Source organism: Streptomyces durocortorensis, assembly GCF_031760065.1.
Classification (GTDB): domain Bacteria; phylum Actinomycetota; class Actinomycetes; order Streptomycetales; family Streptomycetaceae; genus Streptomyces.
In genome coordinates this window covers 6,735,554-6,749,253 of record NZ_CP134500.1, presented here as the reverse complement: position 1 = coordinate 6,749,253, position 13,700 = coordinate 6,735,554, and the positions used below count along the sequence as shown (strand labels likewise).

The 13,700-nt window shown below is 67.2% G+C and carries 9 protein-coding genes and 2 pseudogenes; 5 read left to right on the top strand and 6 right to left on the bottom strand.

Annotated elements, in window-relative coordinates:
• The first annotated feature begins 26 nt into the window (after positions 1-26).
• The gene (locus RI138_RS29785) at positions 27-917 is read left to right on the top strand and encodes a DUF2510 domain-containing protein (RefSeq protein ID WP_311123060.1); all 891 of its coding nucleotides are present in this window, start codon (positions 27-29) and stop codon (positions 915-917) included.
• A 290-nt stretch (positions 918-1,207) separates the two neighbouring features.
• Entirely contained in the window at positions 1,208-1,654 is a 447-nt protein-coding gene (locus RI138_RS29780; protein WP_096631220.1) for a cold-shock protein, read from the top strand.
• 14 nt (positions 1,655-1,668) lie between these two features.
• On the opposite strand, the gene RI138_RS29775 is transcribed toward RI138_RS29780, so the two are convergent.
• The 3 genes from RI138_RS29775 to RI138_RS29765 all read right to left on the bottom strand — a co-directional run bounded on the left by RI138_RS29775 (position 1,669) and on the right by RI138_RS29765 (position 4,963).
• Positions 1,669-2,043, bottom strand: coding sequence for a hypothetical protein (locus RI138_RS29775; protein ID WP_311122370.1), 375 nt, complete (start codon positions 2,041-2,043; stop codon positions 1,669-1,671).
• A gap of 106 nt (positions 2,044-2,149) precedes the next feature.
• Positions 2,150-3,277: a hypothetical protein gene (locus tag RI138_RS29770; RefSeq protein ID WP_311122369.1), complete on the bottom strand. Its 1,128-nt coding sequence runs from the start codon at positions 3,275-3,277 to the stop codon at positions 2,150-2,152.
• Positions 3,278-4,141: 864 nt separating this feature from the next.
• Positions 4,142-4,963: an SAVMC3_10250 family protein gene (locus RI138_RS29765; protein WP_311123059.1), complete on the bottom strand. Its 822-nt coding sequence runs from the start codon at positions 4,961-4,963 to the stop codon at positions 4,142-4,144.
• Positions 4,964-5,331: 368 nt separating this feature from the next.
• Here RI138_RS29765 and RI138_RS29760 point away from each other — a divergent pair.
• Positions 5,332-6,131 (top strand): IS5 family transposase gene (locus RI138_RS29760; protein ID WP_311122368.1). Its coding sequence is split into 2 segments (ribosomal slippage): positions 5,332-5,649 and positions 5,652-6,131, totalling 798 coding nucleotides; the frame shifts between segments, so codons are not numbered across the junction.
• Between the two features lie 1,752 nt (positions 6,132-7,883).
• Here RI138_RS29760 and RI138_RS29755 read toward each other — a convergent pair.
• Positions 7,884-8,234: an HNH endonuclease gene (locus tag RI138_RS29755; RefSeq protein WP_006128990.1), complete on the bottom strand. Its 351-nt coding sequence runs from the start codon at positions 8,232-8,234 to the stop codon at positions 7,884-7,886.
• A gap of 756 nt (positions 8,235-8,990) precedes the next feature.
• On the opposite strand from RI138_RS29755, the pseudogene RI138_RS29750 reads away from it, so the two are divergent.
• Positions 8,991-9,780: pseudogene (locus RI138_RS29750) on the top strand (IS5 family transposase).
• A gap of 201 nt (positions 9,781-9,981) precedes the next feature.
• Here RI138_RS29750 and RI138_RS29745 read toward each other — a convergent pair.
• Positions 9,982-10,641 carry a hypothetical protein gene (locus tag RI138_RS29745; protein ID WP_311122367.1) on the bottom strand — a complete coding sequence of 220 codons (660 nt, stop codon included), beginning with the start codon at positions 10,639-10,641 and terminating at the stop codon, positions 9,982-9,984.
• Positions 10,642-10,690: 49 nt separating this feature from the next.
• Here RI138_RS29745 and RI138_RS29740 point away from each other — a divergent pair.
• Positions 10,691-11,179 (top strand): annotated as a pseudogene (locus RI138_RS29740) (NUDIX hydrolase); the annotation flags it as partial.
• A gap of 237 nt (positions 11,180-11,416) precedes the next feature.
• Here the strand turns inward: RI138_RS29740 and RI138_RS29735 are convergent.
• Positions 11,417-13,642 carry a hypothetical protein gene (locus tag RI138_RS29735; RefSeq protein ID WP_311122366.1) on the bottom strand — a complete coding sequence of 742 codons (2,226 nt, stop codon included), beginning with the start codon at positions 13,640-13,642 and terminating at the stop codon, positions 11,417-11,419.
• Between the last annotated feature and the right edge of the window lie 58 nt (positions 13,643-13,700).

Sequence of the window (13,700 nt, the reverse complement as noted above, 5' to 3'; positions counted from 1 at the left end):
CGCATAAGGTGCACCCCGTGACCCAGATGACCCCGCCCGGCTGGCATCCAGACCCCGGGCATTCAGGAAACGGCCCTGCTCAGGAACGCTGGTGGGACGGGGCCCAGTGGACCGGCCACGTCCGCGCCTCGCCCGCCGGGGCGCGGCGGCGCGGAATCCGTGTCGGCGTCGGCGTGGTCGTCGGCGCGGTGGTGCTCGCGGCAATCGGGGGCGGTGTGTATCTGCTGGGCGAGGACGACGGCGGACGGCCCGGCACCGCGGCCTCCTCGCCGTCCGCCGCTCCCGACGGCTCCGGCGGCCCGGAGGACGACCGGAAGGACGGCGGCAGCGAGGGCGACGGTGACGGCCGGGGCCCCGGCGAGCGGGCCCCGCAGACGGAGCCGGGCTTCGCCACGGACCTGGCCGCCGGGATCAGCATGCCGGTGCCGAAGGGGTGGCAGGGCAAGTCCGCCCCGGTCGGCGCCGGCATGACGACGGGTGAGCACCCCTGCCCCGGTGACACGGACGAGACCTGTGTGCGCGGCGGAGTGTTCTCTGCTCCGGCGGCCGCCCTGGAGCTCACCGCCGGCACCCCGGAGGAGGCGGCGAAGAAGGACATCGCCGTCAACGCCAAGGAGTCCTACGGCGGCACGACCTACGGAAAGATCACCTCGCACGAGGTGCTGAAGTCCGAGGCGGTCACCGTGGCGGGTGAGAAGGGCTACGCGGTGCGCTGGAAGGTGGCGACGGAGAGGGGCGACGACGGTTACGTGGAATCGCTGGTGTTCCCCTCCCCCGCCTCCACCGACATGCTCGTCGTGGTCCGGTCCGGGTTCGACATCAACAAGGACGCGCCGAAGCTCTCCATCCTGGACGATATCACCCGGGGCATCAAGGCGGCGTCCGGCGCCGGGGCGGGCAACCGCGGAGCGGCCTGAACCGCACGGTGGACGGGGCTGCGGGCCGTGGACCGTGAGGTCGGGGTGCCGCCGGGCTCCTGCTCGGGCAGGGAGCCGACGGCGGGCGGGGTGGGCCGGTGACCGACAGCCCACCAGCCCGCAGCCCGCAGTCCGCAGTCCGCAGTCCGCAGCGGATTCTCCGACGTATACCCTGTGTCCGCGGCCGACCGGCCGGGCTCGCCTGGAGCGACCGACCGGCAGCCGCCATGGTTCGCGTTGTACAGACAGTGCACAGGTGTTGCGCTTTCGTCAGAGGTGTGGGGCTGCATATGGCTACGGGCAGGGTCGTCCGGTTCGATGAGGTGCGCGGATATGGTTTCGTCTCCCCCGACGGCGGGGGCTCCGATGTGTTCCTGCACGTCAACGACCTCCTCATCGACAAGTCGCTGATCAACCCCGGTGTCCTGGTCAGCTTCGACCTGGAGGCCGGAGACCGGGGCCTCAAGGCGTCCGCCGTCTCCCTCGCGAGCGACCGGGCGTCCTCGTCGCCCCGCACCGACCCGCGTCCGGCATCCGCCGCCTCCCACGCCTCGGCGCCGGACGCGAGGACGGACCTGGACGACGGCACGTGCGAGGTGCTCTCGGTCAAGGACTACACCGACGAGGTCACCGAGGCCCTGCTCATCAGCAAGCCGCCGCTGACCGGTGAGCAGATCCTGAGCATCCGGGAGCGCATGGTGCGGCTCGCCATGAGCCACGGGTGGGTGGAGTCCTAGAGCTCCCCACCCTGTCAGCCGCCGAGCAAGGCGCCCACCGCCTGACCCACCGCCACCGCAGAGGCCATGGTCGCGGTCACCGCACCCGCGTCGGCCAACGCCTGCCGCAGCCTTGCCAGCCGAGCCGGGCTCGCCGCGCCACTGGACGTCAGCTCGTCCTCGGCGTCCGCGAGCTCACGGTCCAGCCCACGGATCACATCGAGGCCTCCCTCCCCCGCGGCCCCCTGCCTCTCGGCGAGTTCGGCCCGCAACTGCCTTACGGAGAGACGCAGTTCTCGGGTCCGGGACGGATTGTGGTACGTGACCGTGTTGTGGTCTCCGACGACAGCGACGCCATGCACCGTGCCGATGTCGACGCCCGCCGGGCTCGCACCCTGGTCCTCTGTCATGCATCCTCCTGTCCACCGGACATGTGCGTGATGACGGTGTTTCCGTCACCGATACCGACCGCACCGTGTGCGGACTCGATGAAGACTCCCCCGCTGGCGACGCTCACTACCTGTCCCACGGGCTGCGGCGGCGCCACTCCTGCGCCTCCCGGTCGGCCCTGCGGTAGGCGGCCCTCACCGGGTGCAAGGTGTACGGCACCAACTCCAGGACCAGAATTCCGCCCTGGGTGTGCACCCGCACGAAGACGGTGACGACGAGCTCGCCGTTCCAGCCCACCACGGATATCCGCAGGTAGTACCGGCGAGCCTCGCCGCCCTCCTCGACCGCCCGGGTGCGGTGCTCTCCCGAGGTCCGCAGGATCTGCGGCCCGATGTCCCTGGCCGGCAGGCCCTCGACCGGCAGGAACACCACCTCCTCGATCTCCAGCCCCCGCAGACGGTCCCGTACCGCGTCGGTCTCGGCACGCGTGGACGGGGTCCTCAGCCGCTCCAGGGTCGGTACGAGGTGGCGCAGGATCGTCCGGTTGTCCACCGGGCCGGGCGAGTGCCCTTCCCTGGGCCGCAACTCGACCGAGAGAGACCAGGGTTCATTCGGGACGCCCACACCGCAGAACGGATTCTCCGGTCGGTACATCACCAGGGGGGCGTGCTGCTCCTCCCGGATACGCCGACTGATGCGCCGGAACCGGGCTGTGCCACGGCGGGCTGGCACCTCTGCGCCACGCGGGCCGAACAGCGCCGCGCCCTGTTCGCCGCACCGCTCAGCGGACAGTTCGTGGTGCAGCACCCCGGCGAGCCACGTCCAGCGCAGGTACACGATCTCGGCCAGCGCGAAAGGAAAGACAAAGGCGAGAAACGCCTGAATGTCCGGCACTTCATCGCGCCCTGAACCCCAGCCCCACCACGCACCGCCCTTCAGCAGCGGCAGCGTCAACAGAGCCGCCGACGCACCGCACAGTGTGAGTACGCCTGCCGACACCGCGCGGTGCGGGGTCACCTCCGGTGCACGCCCTCTGACCGCAGCAGCAAGGACGACAAGCAGAAAGGGCGGCAACCACAGCACCACCAGCCCTTGCGTGAGAAAGCCGAACACGGCCCACAGGAGCAGGGTCACCACCGCGAAGCCGACCTCCGCCCGACGGGCCCTGAGGGCATGGCCGAGCACGCACGCCATGTCGGCCCCGGGCGAGGGGGCCACAAACCGCTCCTCGCAGACGTAAAGCTCGTCGATCACCGCAGCGCGGAACGACGCATCACGGTAGGCACCGACGCAGAGCAGTCGGGTGGCCGTACCCGCAGCGTCTCGACCCAGGGGCGACCGCTCCACCAGCTCCCCCCTTCAGGCGGCTGAAGCATCGCTCGACCGAACGCACAGAAGGCCGCCCTCTCATGCATGAGAAGACGGCTTCCGACCCGCGAAAAGCAAAGTCGGGACGACAGGATTTGAACCTGCGACCCCTTGACCCCCAGGAGTGGGGGTCAAGAGTATTTTCTGGATATAGCGGATCTAATCCGGGCGCGAGTTGTGCGTGTAGGCATGCATCGTGCACCACCGCTCGTAGCGTGTGGTCCCCAACTGGTCCCCAGGTGACCCCATTCCGATTGTGCGGTCAAAGTGGCCCCAGGACCGGGTCTTAGATTTGAGGACCTCCGCTGCCGTTCCCACGCCACAGCCAAAAAGCGTGCTCGCTCGGTCACGCAGCGGCCCACGCCAAGCTGCGTCGATCAACGCCTACGAAGATCTTGGGCGAGCCGCACGATTTACACCCCCGGCGTTACTGCGGTGAGGGCCGCGGTGAACGCGGGCCCATCATCCACTGAGGCTGGGACCGCCCGGCCCCAGCACGCCTTCACAGCCTCCGCAACGGAGATGCCAGTTACCCGCCTGCAGCACGTTCGACGCCTACCGGCCCCCCCGGGAGGCGTCGAGGCCCTTGAGCTGCACGCCGAAATCGCCGCCGGACAACCTGCCCGCACCGCGCAACCCGCCAGCGCCTGCAGAACCCCGCCGGAGCAGGCGACGACTGTTTTCTCTCGTCTCGCCCCTACCGGAACGCTTAACTCGCACCGCCCCGGGTGGTCCGCCCAGGGCCCCAAATCAACGCGCCGGCGGGTAGACCCTGAACCTCCAGGGCCATCGGCGCCGTGTGGGTTGCGGAGCCAAGGCCCCGTCCCTCGGAGGCGGGGCGGTCTCGACGTACAGCGGGCTCGCCACGATCAACCGGTGCTGCCCGTCCACAGCTTCGAAGTTGCACAGAACTCGCGCGTGCCCGTGCACATGGACGGGTCCTTGTCGCCAGGAGACCATCATGTCGTGAGCCACTCTGGCCGCGTACTCCTGCATCTCTCGCGGAGTGCGCACGAGGGATTCAGGGAGAGTCGTCTCACCGCGTTCCTCCAAGGCGACTAACTCAGCAGCCATGTCGTGCAGCCAGTCCGACCCGGACCCCATCCGGGTACGAGGTTGGTCGTCCTCTCCGATGACGTGCTGCGCGGAACCACACAGCAGCACCTCGATGCCCGAACACTCGGCTTCACCTGTGAACTGGGGGCACAACAAGGGGTTCTCGTGAGAGGTGAACGTGTACACACCCTTGTCGCGCAGACCCCAGTCCCGCACACGGGGCCCTCGGTGGAACGAGCCCGAGAACTCCACCCACTCATACGCTCCGATGGATCGGCACGAGGCCGGGACCGCCGTATGCGCCGTGCACGTCTTCTCGAGGTGGGCGATGACCGTTTCCAGGTCCGGTCCCTCAGACCTACTAGCTCCGGCCGAGACGGACTCGCCGACCGCTACCCGGCCCCCGACACCGAACGCCGTCGCCTCGACCTCGATGGAGCGGCCTCCTGGGAAGTCCTCCGGGCCGCCATGGAAATGCCGGAGTTTCTCCCGAGAGAAGTAGAGCAGGTCCCGCATCCGACCCCCGCAACTCGAACTGACCAGCAGCATCACGAGCTTACTGATCGTTTCAACGCATCGTACATAGTCGACTCAAACTCATCATGGGCAGACGAGTTCGAACAGTGCAGGCTCGTATCTCGTAGCGGATGCACCGACGATTGGACTGAGCCAGCCACGCAGAAAGAACGCCCTACCACTCAACTGGCCATGCCCAGGCTGAGCCGTTACCTCAGGTCAAATGGCGATGAAGCCAGACAGCAAAGTCGTAGCTCATGCCGGGAGACTCTCATGCCGCTCTGACAGCCATAGAGCTCGTAACACGATCTTGTTGAAGTGGCCTGGTTGGCCGTGACCGGTGTGACGATTCGGCCGTTCGTGATGATGTGAGTACTCGGCCGTGGATCGTGGACGACGACTTGTGGGCGCTGGTCAAGCCGCTCCTGCCGCCTTGGCCGGAACGGTCTCCAGGGCCTCGGCCGGTGCCGGACCGGCTCTGTCTGCAGGGCATCCTGTTCGTCCTCTACAACGACATAGCCTGGCAACTCCTGCCCCGGGAGTTGGGGTTCGGCTCGGGGCAAACGTGCTGGCGCCGACTGGGCCGGTGGCAGAAGGCAGGAGTCTTCGACCAGCTGCACCGGGTCCTGCTCGCCGAGCTGAACGCGGCCGGCGAGCTCGACTGGTCGCGGGCCTGCGTGGACGGCTCCCACGTCCGGGCGAAAAAGGGGGTGCCGACACCGGTCCGTCGCCAGTCGACCGGCGCAAGACCGGCAGCAAGCACCACTTGATCTATGACGGTCGCGGCACCCCGCTCAAGGTCATCACGACCGCGGCGAACGTCAACGACGTCACCCGGACCCTCGCCCTGGTCGACGGCATCCCATCCTTCGCGGGCCGGCCTCGCCGCCGACCGGACGCCCTGCTCGGCGACAAGGGCTACGACTCCAACCCTAACCGGAAGGCGCTGCGCGAGCGCCGGATCCTGCCTGTCATCTCGCGCAAGGGATCACCCAACATCAAGAGCATCGGCAAGCTCCGCTACGTCGTCGAGCAGACCTTCGCCCTGCTCCACCACTTCAAGCGGCTCGCCGTGCGCTGGGAACGCCGCACCGAACTCCACGACGCCTTCGTCTCCCTCGCCTGCAGCCTCATCTGCTACCGACGCCTCAAGAAGTCCCGCTCATGATCGTGTTACGAGCTCTTCGCGTACGGCTGCGATGTGGGAATTCGGCTTTCGCCCTGGTACTGCCACGGCGGGCACCTCCACAGAAATCGTCAGTTTGACCATAAGAGTTTTTCCTCCCTGCCGCTCAATCTCGGAGAGAGAGGGGAGTACCCACCTGGTCAAAACGGCGGGCGTTCGTTCACCTCGCGCCGTGACCGTGCTTCCGCGGCGAATCCGCCAGGCTGATTGCGTGCGGTTTCTCGGTTGTGACACCCGACGCACAACGGACGCAGATGCTTCGCAGCGTCAGAGTTCGGCTCACCCCGCGCGATCAACTCGCGGCGCGACTCAGGGTGATGGTTCGCAACGTTCGCCGGCTGACCGCACAGCACGCACCACGGGTTCGCGTACAGGTGCGCACGCCGGACGCGCTGCCACCACGCTGTGTAAACGGCTCCACCACGCGACGCACGGTCCGCGTTCGCTTCCCTGGTGTGCTGCAGACAGCGACCACCACGGGGGGTCAGCTCGGGGCACCCGGGGACAGAACACGGGGGACGGGGTCTGCGAGGCATGGTGGTCACCTCCAAGGCAGGGGCCAAAGTGGCGGCAAGGTGGCCAAGGTTTGGCGTTGACATGCCGTCCGCCGTATGCAGGTGCAGACAAGTCGGGCATCACTGCGGGGAAAGTGGCAATGAAGTGGCAGAGGTATGGCGTATCGACGCCACCTCGGGCCCGTTTGGATAGAGCCCATGACCAAGAAGACGGACACACACCAGGCACCCGCGTTTGAACTTCGCTGTGGTGGGCTCCACGTGACGATTCAGCGCGTCCCCGGGTGGCTCGTGGCAGCCCTCGCCACGACCACAGGTAGCGCGCTCGCCGCATGGCTCACAAGCCGGTAACTGGCTCGGGGCACCCGGAGACAGAACACAGGGCGGGGTCTTCGGGGCAGGGGGTACCTCCAAAGTTCCGGTAAAGGGCCGGAAGAAGCCCGGTGAAAAGACCTGTTCACCCGGCGCGGGCCCGTGATGGGCTTGAGGCATGGAAAAGAAGTCAACTTCTGTCCCTGCGGCGTTTCTCGAACTTCACTGCGGAGGACTCCACTTGACGGTTCAGCGTGTCCCCGGATGGCTGGTGGCATCCCTCGCGACGGGCACGGGGAGCGTGCTCGCCGCGTGGTTCACCTCGCGGTGAAGCCCTAGGCTCCGGCCCCGGCGAGGGCCCAAGATGATCTTTGACGCCTTTGACGGGGCTGCTATGCCCATGGGCATAGGGGATGGCCGTTTCATGCGATCTCATAGAGCCATGCCGAACGACACCAAGCACCCTCCAGCCCGCCCCGTCTTTGAACTCCGTTGCGGTGGTGTCCACTTGACGATTCAGTGCGTCCCCGGGTGGCTCGTGGCAGCCCTCGCCACAGCCACAGGAAGCGGGCTCGCGGCGTGGTTCACGTCGCGGTGACTCGTACCTCACAGGGCCCGCAGCGCTCCGCTCAGCGTGCGTGCGATGCGGAATTTGACGTACCTCCCGGGACACGGTGTTCTGCCTCCATGCCTGACGACATGAGCACTACGCCAGCGCCGGACAACAGCGTTGAAGTCCGCTTCGGCAAGAAACATCGAGTCCGTGTTGGGAACGTCTCCGAGCGCGTCCAACTGGAGATCATCCGAGGGGCAACCGCCCTCGGCCTAGGCGCTCTGCTCGTCGCGTACCTGATCAGTCGCGACACGCAGCCGTCAGATGAACCGGCCCCGGTGTCGTAAGGCACCTCTAGGAAGTGGGGGACACTCCACCGGGGAAGTCCTCGCCAGTCTTTACCCGGTGGCATCCGTGGCACAGCACTTGCACATTGCCGTCTGTGTCCTCGCCACGGAGGGCGACGGGCCGCACGTGGTCCACGTCCACCCCGTCCGCGGGGAAGTCGCCCAAGCACCAGTCGCACCAGGCCGACCCTCGTTCCTGCACTCGCAGACGAAGCCGAGCGGCACCGTCCCTACGGTTCGCCCGTCGTCGTCCCCGTGCCCGCCGAGAGCGGACGTTCGGACGACCCTCGTACGTGGCGTGGTGGTTCTTGCAGCGGCCCCGATGGGTCGCGGGCTCGGTGCAGTCGATACAGCGCATGTGCGTCCCCCTGGTGGTGTTCGTCAATGTGTGCCCGCCCCCGGACTCGAACCGGGGATCTCTGCGGATTGCGTACGGATCTCCCCGCGAGGGGGCCGGTACCACGCACCTCTGCCGTTGGGTCTGCGGACTGGTAGGTTGAGCGTCTTCCCTGCGCTTGCGGGGATGTGTCGGGTGGGGGCATGAGCGGCAGCCCCGTCCCCCTGGACAATCTCGCGCTCGCGGGAATGACGTAGACAGGGACATGTTCGGCCCGCGTCTACCTGCTCCACACTCAGTGGGGATCTCTATGGGGACCGCACGCGCTTCAACCCCGTTAAGCGCCCGCGAGGGCCGGTTACTGGTGGGCGGTACGGTCCCCGCGCGTTGCCTCACGACCCCTGCGGCCACCCTCGCGGGTGCGTGGTGCACGGGCAACGCTGGTGAGAGAGCGCCGGCACTCGGCCCGCCGGTTTCCCCCTCGGGTGGGTGCGCGGTATTCCCGCGCTCTCTCCTGCCCCAGTAGTAGGGACCGAAGGTGGTGCGCGCCCTGCCCGCTCCGTGCGGTAGGCGGTCGCCCGTTCCCTGGTCTCTTCCTGGTGCCCCACCTGTAGGGACCGAAGGTGGTGTGAGCGCCGCAAGGTGTCGGGGTGACGACGGAGACCCCGGTTTCTCTTTCTCTTATAGCTCGTAACACGATCTTGCTGAATCGTCCCGGTAGGCCGTTACCGGTGTGATGATTCGGCCGTTCGTGAGGGTGTAGGTACCCGACCGTGGATCGTGGACGATGAGTTGTGGGCTCTGGTCGAGCCGTTGCTGCCGCCGTGGCCGGAGCGGTCTCCGGGGCCGAGGCCGGTGTCGGACCGGCTCTGCCTCCAGGGCATCCTGTTCGTCCTGTACAACGACATAGCCTGGCAACTGCTGCCGCTGGAACTGGGGTTCGGCTCGGGGCAGACGTGCTGGCGCCGGCTGGAGCGGTGGCAGGAGGCTGGGGTCTTCGACCAGTTGCATCGGATCCTGCTCTCCGGGCTGAACGCGGCCGGCGAACTCGACTGGTCGCGTGCGTGTGTGGACGGTTCTCACATCCGCGCGAAAAAAGGGGAGCCGACACCGGTCCGTCGCCGGTCGACCGGCGGAAGACGGGCAGCAAGCACCACCTGATCTGCGACGGACGCGGTACCCCGCTCAAGGTCATCACGACCGCGGCCAACCTCAACGATGTCACCCAGACCCTCGCCCTGGTCGACGGCATCCCGCCCGTCGCAGGCCGCCCGGCCGACCCCGCCGACGGCCAGAGGCCCTGCTCGGCGGCAAAGGCTACGACTCCGACCCCAACCGCGACGCGCTGCGTCGCCGACGAATCCTGCCGGTCATCTCCCGCAAGGGATCACCGAACATCAAGGGCATCGGCAGGCTGCGATACGTCGTCGAGCAGACCTTCGCCCTGCTCCACCACTTCAAGCGCCTCGCTGTGCGCTGGGAACGCCGCACCGAACTCCACGACGCCTTCGCCTCCCTCGCCTGCAGCCTCATCTGCTTCAGACGCCTCAAGAAGGCCCGCTCATGATCGTGTTACGAGCTCATAGTAAACGGCGTCTAATCTGCGCGGCGCCGCCGTCCGTCGCCGGGTTCGGGCACCGGGCCAGGCGCGGACTGCGACAGAACAGTGAGGGTGCCGTACGTGGCGGCCTGGGCGGTGGACATCGACCGGCGCACTCACGCCGTGTTCCCCTGGTTGAGTCGTTCTTAGCCATCGGGTCGGTAGAGGTCAGGGAGTTGGGCGAGCTGAGGAACCGTTTGTCCAGGCCACGTCAAACTGTTGGAGGGCTATCGAGTACAGGAGTCCGGGGGCCCGGGCGTATAGGCAAGGGGAGTTCCTGCCGTGGCTGGAGCTGCTGTAGAAGGTGAGGTAGGCCACCCGGTCCGTGGCGATCACGCGGCAGGTGTTGGGGAGGTTGAAGCTGCGCAGTTCCACGTGGGGTTGCGCGCGGCTCACCTGGGCGATGTAGTCCATGTTCGCCCGAACCTGGTTCTTGAGCAGGTCGGGCGTGAAGCCGGGATCGAAGAGGCGTAGATCCTGTGAGCGTCGGTCGAGCCAGGAGTCGCCCGACGCGAGCGTGTCGGGCAGCAGTACCTGGACGGACCCCGGGGATAGCTGCCCCGACCACAAGGGTGAGAAGACCTCGCGGGTGAGTACGTTGCCTCGTCCCGCCATGACCTTGATCCAACTGGCTTGGCCGAGGTCGCGGGCGATGTCGCCTTCGGCGGACGACTGGTGACGGTACACACGGGCGAGCCCTGTGCCGGTGAGGCGCGAGCAGACCGCGACCAGCCACCACAGAGGGCGGGAGCCGCGTACGAGGCCGAGGACGAGGATGATCGCGCTGGCTGCAAGCGAGCTGAGTATTCCGAACAGAAAAGCAGTCATGCGAGCCATCTCCCTGTGTATGGCTGATCTTGAGCGGGCGGACAAGTTGCACCTCGAACAACTCGGTGCCTACGGAGACCCCCGACGCGACCCGAGGGGGCGAGTGGTCACGATCGCTTATCTCGCATTGGGACCGGATCTGCCCGCCCCCGTGGGCGGCACCGACGCCCGGCGCGCCTATTGGGCTCCCGTCTCCCAGCTGGAAGGGAAGCAGGCGGCGTTGGCGTTCGATCATCCGGCGATCCTCGCCGAAGCCCTGGAGCAGGTACGGAGCAAGCTCGAATACACCGCCGTCGCCACGGCCTTCTGCGGGGAACTCTTCACCCTGAGCGAGTTGCGCGCGGTCTACGAAGTGATCTGGGGCCAGCAACTGGACCCGAGTAACTTCCGCCGCAAGGTGCTCAACACCACGGGCTTCGTCAAGCCCACCGGCGATCAACGCTTCCCCCCCACCGGCCGCCCGGCTGCCCTCTACCGCCGCGGTGACGCCTGGCTGCTCAACCCGCCACTGCTTCGCGGTGCCGGGCACACGGTGTGACCCGCACCCGGAGTTGGACGACGCCCGAGATCGACCCCGCCACACCCTCTTCAGTTAAGCCGTCGCCCAGCCCGCCGCGCTGAGGCGAGTCGTACCGGGGCAATCTCACCGACTCTGAGCAGGGCGACCCGGGCCGGCGGGCTTGCCGAAGCGTCGATTACGGACCGGCCCCGGGTCCCCGCAGCATGTCTAGGACTCACGCGCCCCCGAGGGCCGTCGGCAGGTCGAGTGGCCGACTCACGAGGGCCGTGTGACGGCATGAGACCTGGCGGCCATTCGCGTAAGCTCGCGGACGGTTTCCTGCCATTGCCAGGAGTCGCTGCTGCACCACTCTGCATCATCGACCGGCTGCCATGTCGCCAGTTCGTCCAGGCAGGCGATAACCCCAGAGGGGTCTGCGTCGGGTCCTCCGGTCTGGTTGTCAAGCTGCTCTTTGATGTCGTGCAGTCGGTGAGCCGCGCGGTAGTAGGAGAGCTGGGTGTCGGTAAGTCTGCGGAGGGCGTAGCCGCCACACTTGCTGCACCAGTCGGAGTCGGTGCGCGCCATGAGATCGGCGACGGCCAGGAGGTCGTCTCCGCGCACTACCGCCGCGCTGTGTTGGGCGTGCCGGCACAGAGGCGAGTGGCCCTTGCCCTCGATGAGAGGGTTGGCGTTGGTGGTGTAGAGCTGGACTGCGGCCAGGGGGCCCAAAGGGAGGGCGCTGCCGCTCCCCCGCCGGTTGCTGCCGGGTTTGCGGAATGGCGCGAGGTTGAGGCGGTCCTCTGTGAGGAGGCCGTGCCATACCTCTGTCGGCAGTCCGCTAGGCCGTCCGGCGTCCAGGCTTCGCAGGTCGTGCGCGCCGCGCGCGAGGGCGAGCAGGCGAAGATTGAGTTGGCGAGCTTCGGTTCCGTAGGTCTGGCGGAGGGTTCGGTGCCGGCCTTCGGCAAGGCCCAGACTTTCGCCGAAATGCGGATCGTGGACGTCTTGGCCGCGACCGGGCAGCTGAGTGGCACGCACTTCGGAATCGTGATTGCGCTCCGGCTCCTCCGGACCGATCAGGCTTGCGGGCAGGTCACTGGCGCCAGCTATGAGGACGTCCAGCCAGCCCTTGGTCAGCCGCCTCTCGAGGGTGCTGAGAGGCAGCACTTCCGCTCCCCCGCTCGCTGAGAAGACGAGGTGCAACGGGTCGGCCGTGGGTGCCAGTGTGCGCAGTGCACGGATGTGATCGAGCGTGACGGGGCATCGGTCGAAGACCGGGGTGTCATCGAAGACGCCTGGGCGGAGCCTGCCCGGCTCACTTCCGGTGCGGCCCTCGTGCTTGGGCGAATCCGCCGTCCAGTCTGCTGGGCTGCACGGAAGCCCGCTCGCCGGGCCAAGCAGTCGTTCGGCGACGAGATCAGGAACTTCCAGCGTGAGGACGCCGCTCCCCCATTCCGGCTGCACGGCCCACGTGACCAGCACACCGAGCGTCCACTCGTCCAGCCCGTCCAGGAAGTCCGTAACAACATGACGTGGCGTGCCGGCAGACGCGTGCGGTACATGCCCCGTCAGCCGACGTTTCGGAACCCGGTCCAACGGCGCCGCAGCTGCCCTGGCCAGTTCCTCCCAAGACTCAATCAGGCGTGCAGCCTCAGCTCGGGCCGCGCCGCGCCCCTTCTGGCTACTGCGGATACCTCGGACGATCTCGCACGAGAGGTACGCACGCGCACCCGGTCCCTCCCAGATCCGCGCAGCCGTACTCTGCCATCGGCGCCACAAGCGCACGAGCGCACTGGACACCCGGCTGCCGCCGAGCACCGCAAAAGCCGGATCCGCACACGGCAGCTCAGGCATAGGAAGAGCCATGGCAGCAGCAGCCACGACAAGTTCCTCCCGGTCCACGAACCGGGCCGCCTGTGCTCGAAGGGTCTCCAAGTACCGCGCCTTGATCCTTAGCGAGGGCTTCGCCCACTCTTCCACCCAGGGAAAGTAAGTGAGCAGAGCCTCTGCCTCAAGCAGGCTTCCTCGCGCGCCGCACCAATGCGAGAAGATCAGACCCCGCAGATTCTCGGCCTCTTCACGCGCCTTCCGTAGCGATGCGTCATCCTCCTCGTCCTCGCCGTCAAGACCGTCGAGTCTCTGTTGAACACGAAGAAGCTCAGCGGCTCCCCGTGCCTCATGGTCGGTCCAGCACTCGTCTTCGTCTGGCTCCCTGTACGACTGCAAATGACACAACAAGCCCGTTTCGCCGATAGCCAGCAAGAACATGCCCAGTCCCGTACCCGGCCGACCGCCGGCTCCCCGCGCGGCGCATCGCGTGCACAACCGCCTCAGCACGGCTTCATCCAGGGAGACTTTGGCAGTCATCACATCGGACGTGCGCAGTTGTCTGCATTGCCTGGACCCGTGCAGTTTGACCGCCTTGCTCTTGGCCGAATACACCGTAATCAACGAGCCCGCGAACGGCCCGAGCGGAACATCAGCCATTGTCAGCTCGCTACCCACAAGTCCCCACCTTCTACTCCTTGAAGCCCTGAGCCACGAGATACCGCTACCCCTTCCG

What these genes read in the sequence shown, in the direction of transcription:
- RI138_RS29785 (WP_311123060.1), top strand. Translation starts at nt 27, where the DNA reads ATGACCCCGCCCGGCTGGCATCCAGACCCCGGGCATTCAGGAAACGGC.
- RI138_RS29780 (WP_096631220.1), top strand. Translation starts at nt 1,208, where the DNA reads ATGGCTACGGGCAGGGTCGTCCGGTTCGATGAGGTGCGCGGATATGGT.
- RI138_RS29775 (WP_311122370.1), bottom strand. Translation starts at nt 2,043, where the DNA reads ATGACAGAGGACCAGGGTGCGAGCCCGGCGGGCGTCGACATCGGCACG.
- RI138_RS29765 (WP_311123059.1), bottom strand. Translation starts at nt 4,963, where the DNA reads ATGCGGGACCTGCTCTACTTCTCTCGGGAGAAACTCCGGCATTTCCAT.
- RI138_RS29755 (WP_006128990.1), bottom strand. Translation starts at nt 8,234, where the DNA reads ATGCGCTGTATCGACTGCACCGAGCCCGCGACCCATCGGGGCCGCTGC.
- RI138_RS29745 (WP_311122367.1), bottom strand. Translation starts at nt 10,641, where the DNA reads ATGACTGCTTTTCTGTTCGGAATACTCAGCTCGCTTGCAGCCAGCGCG.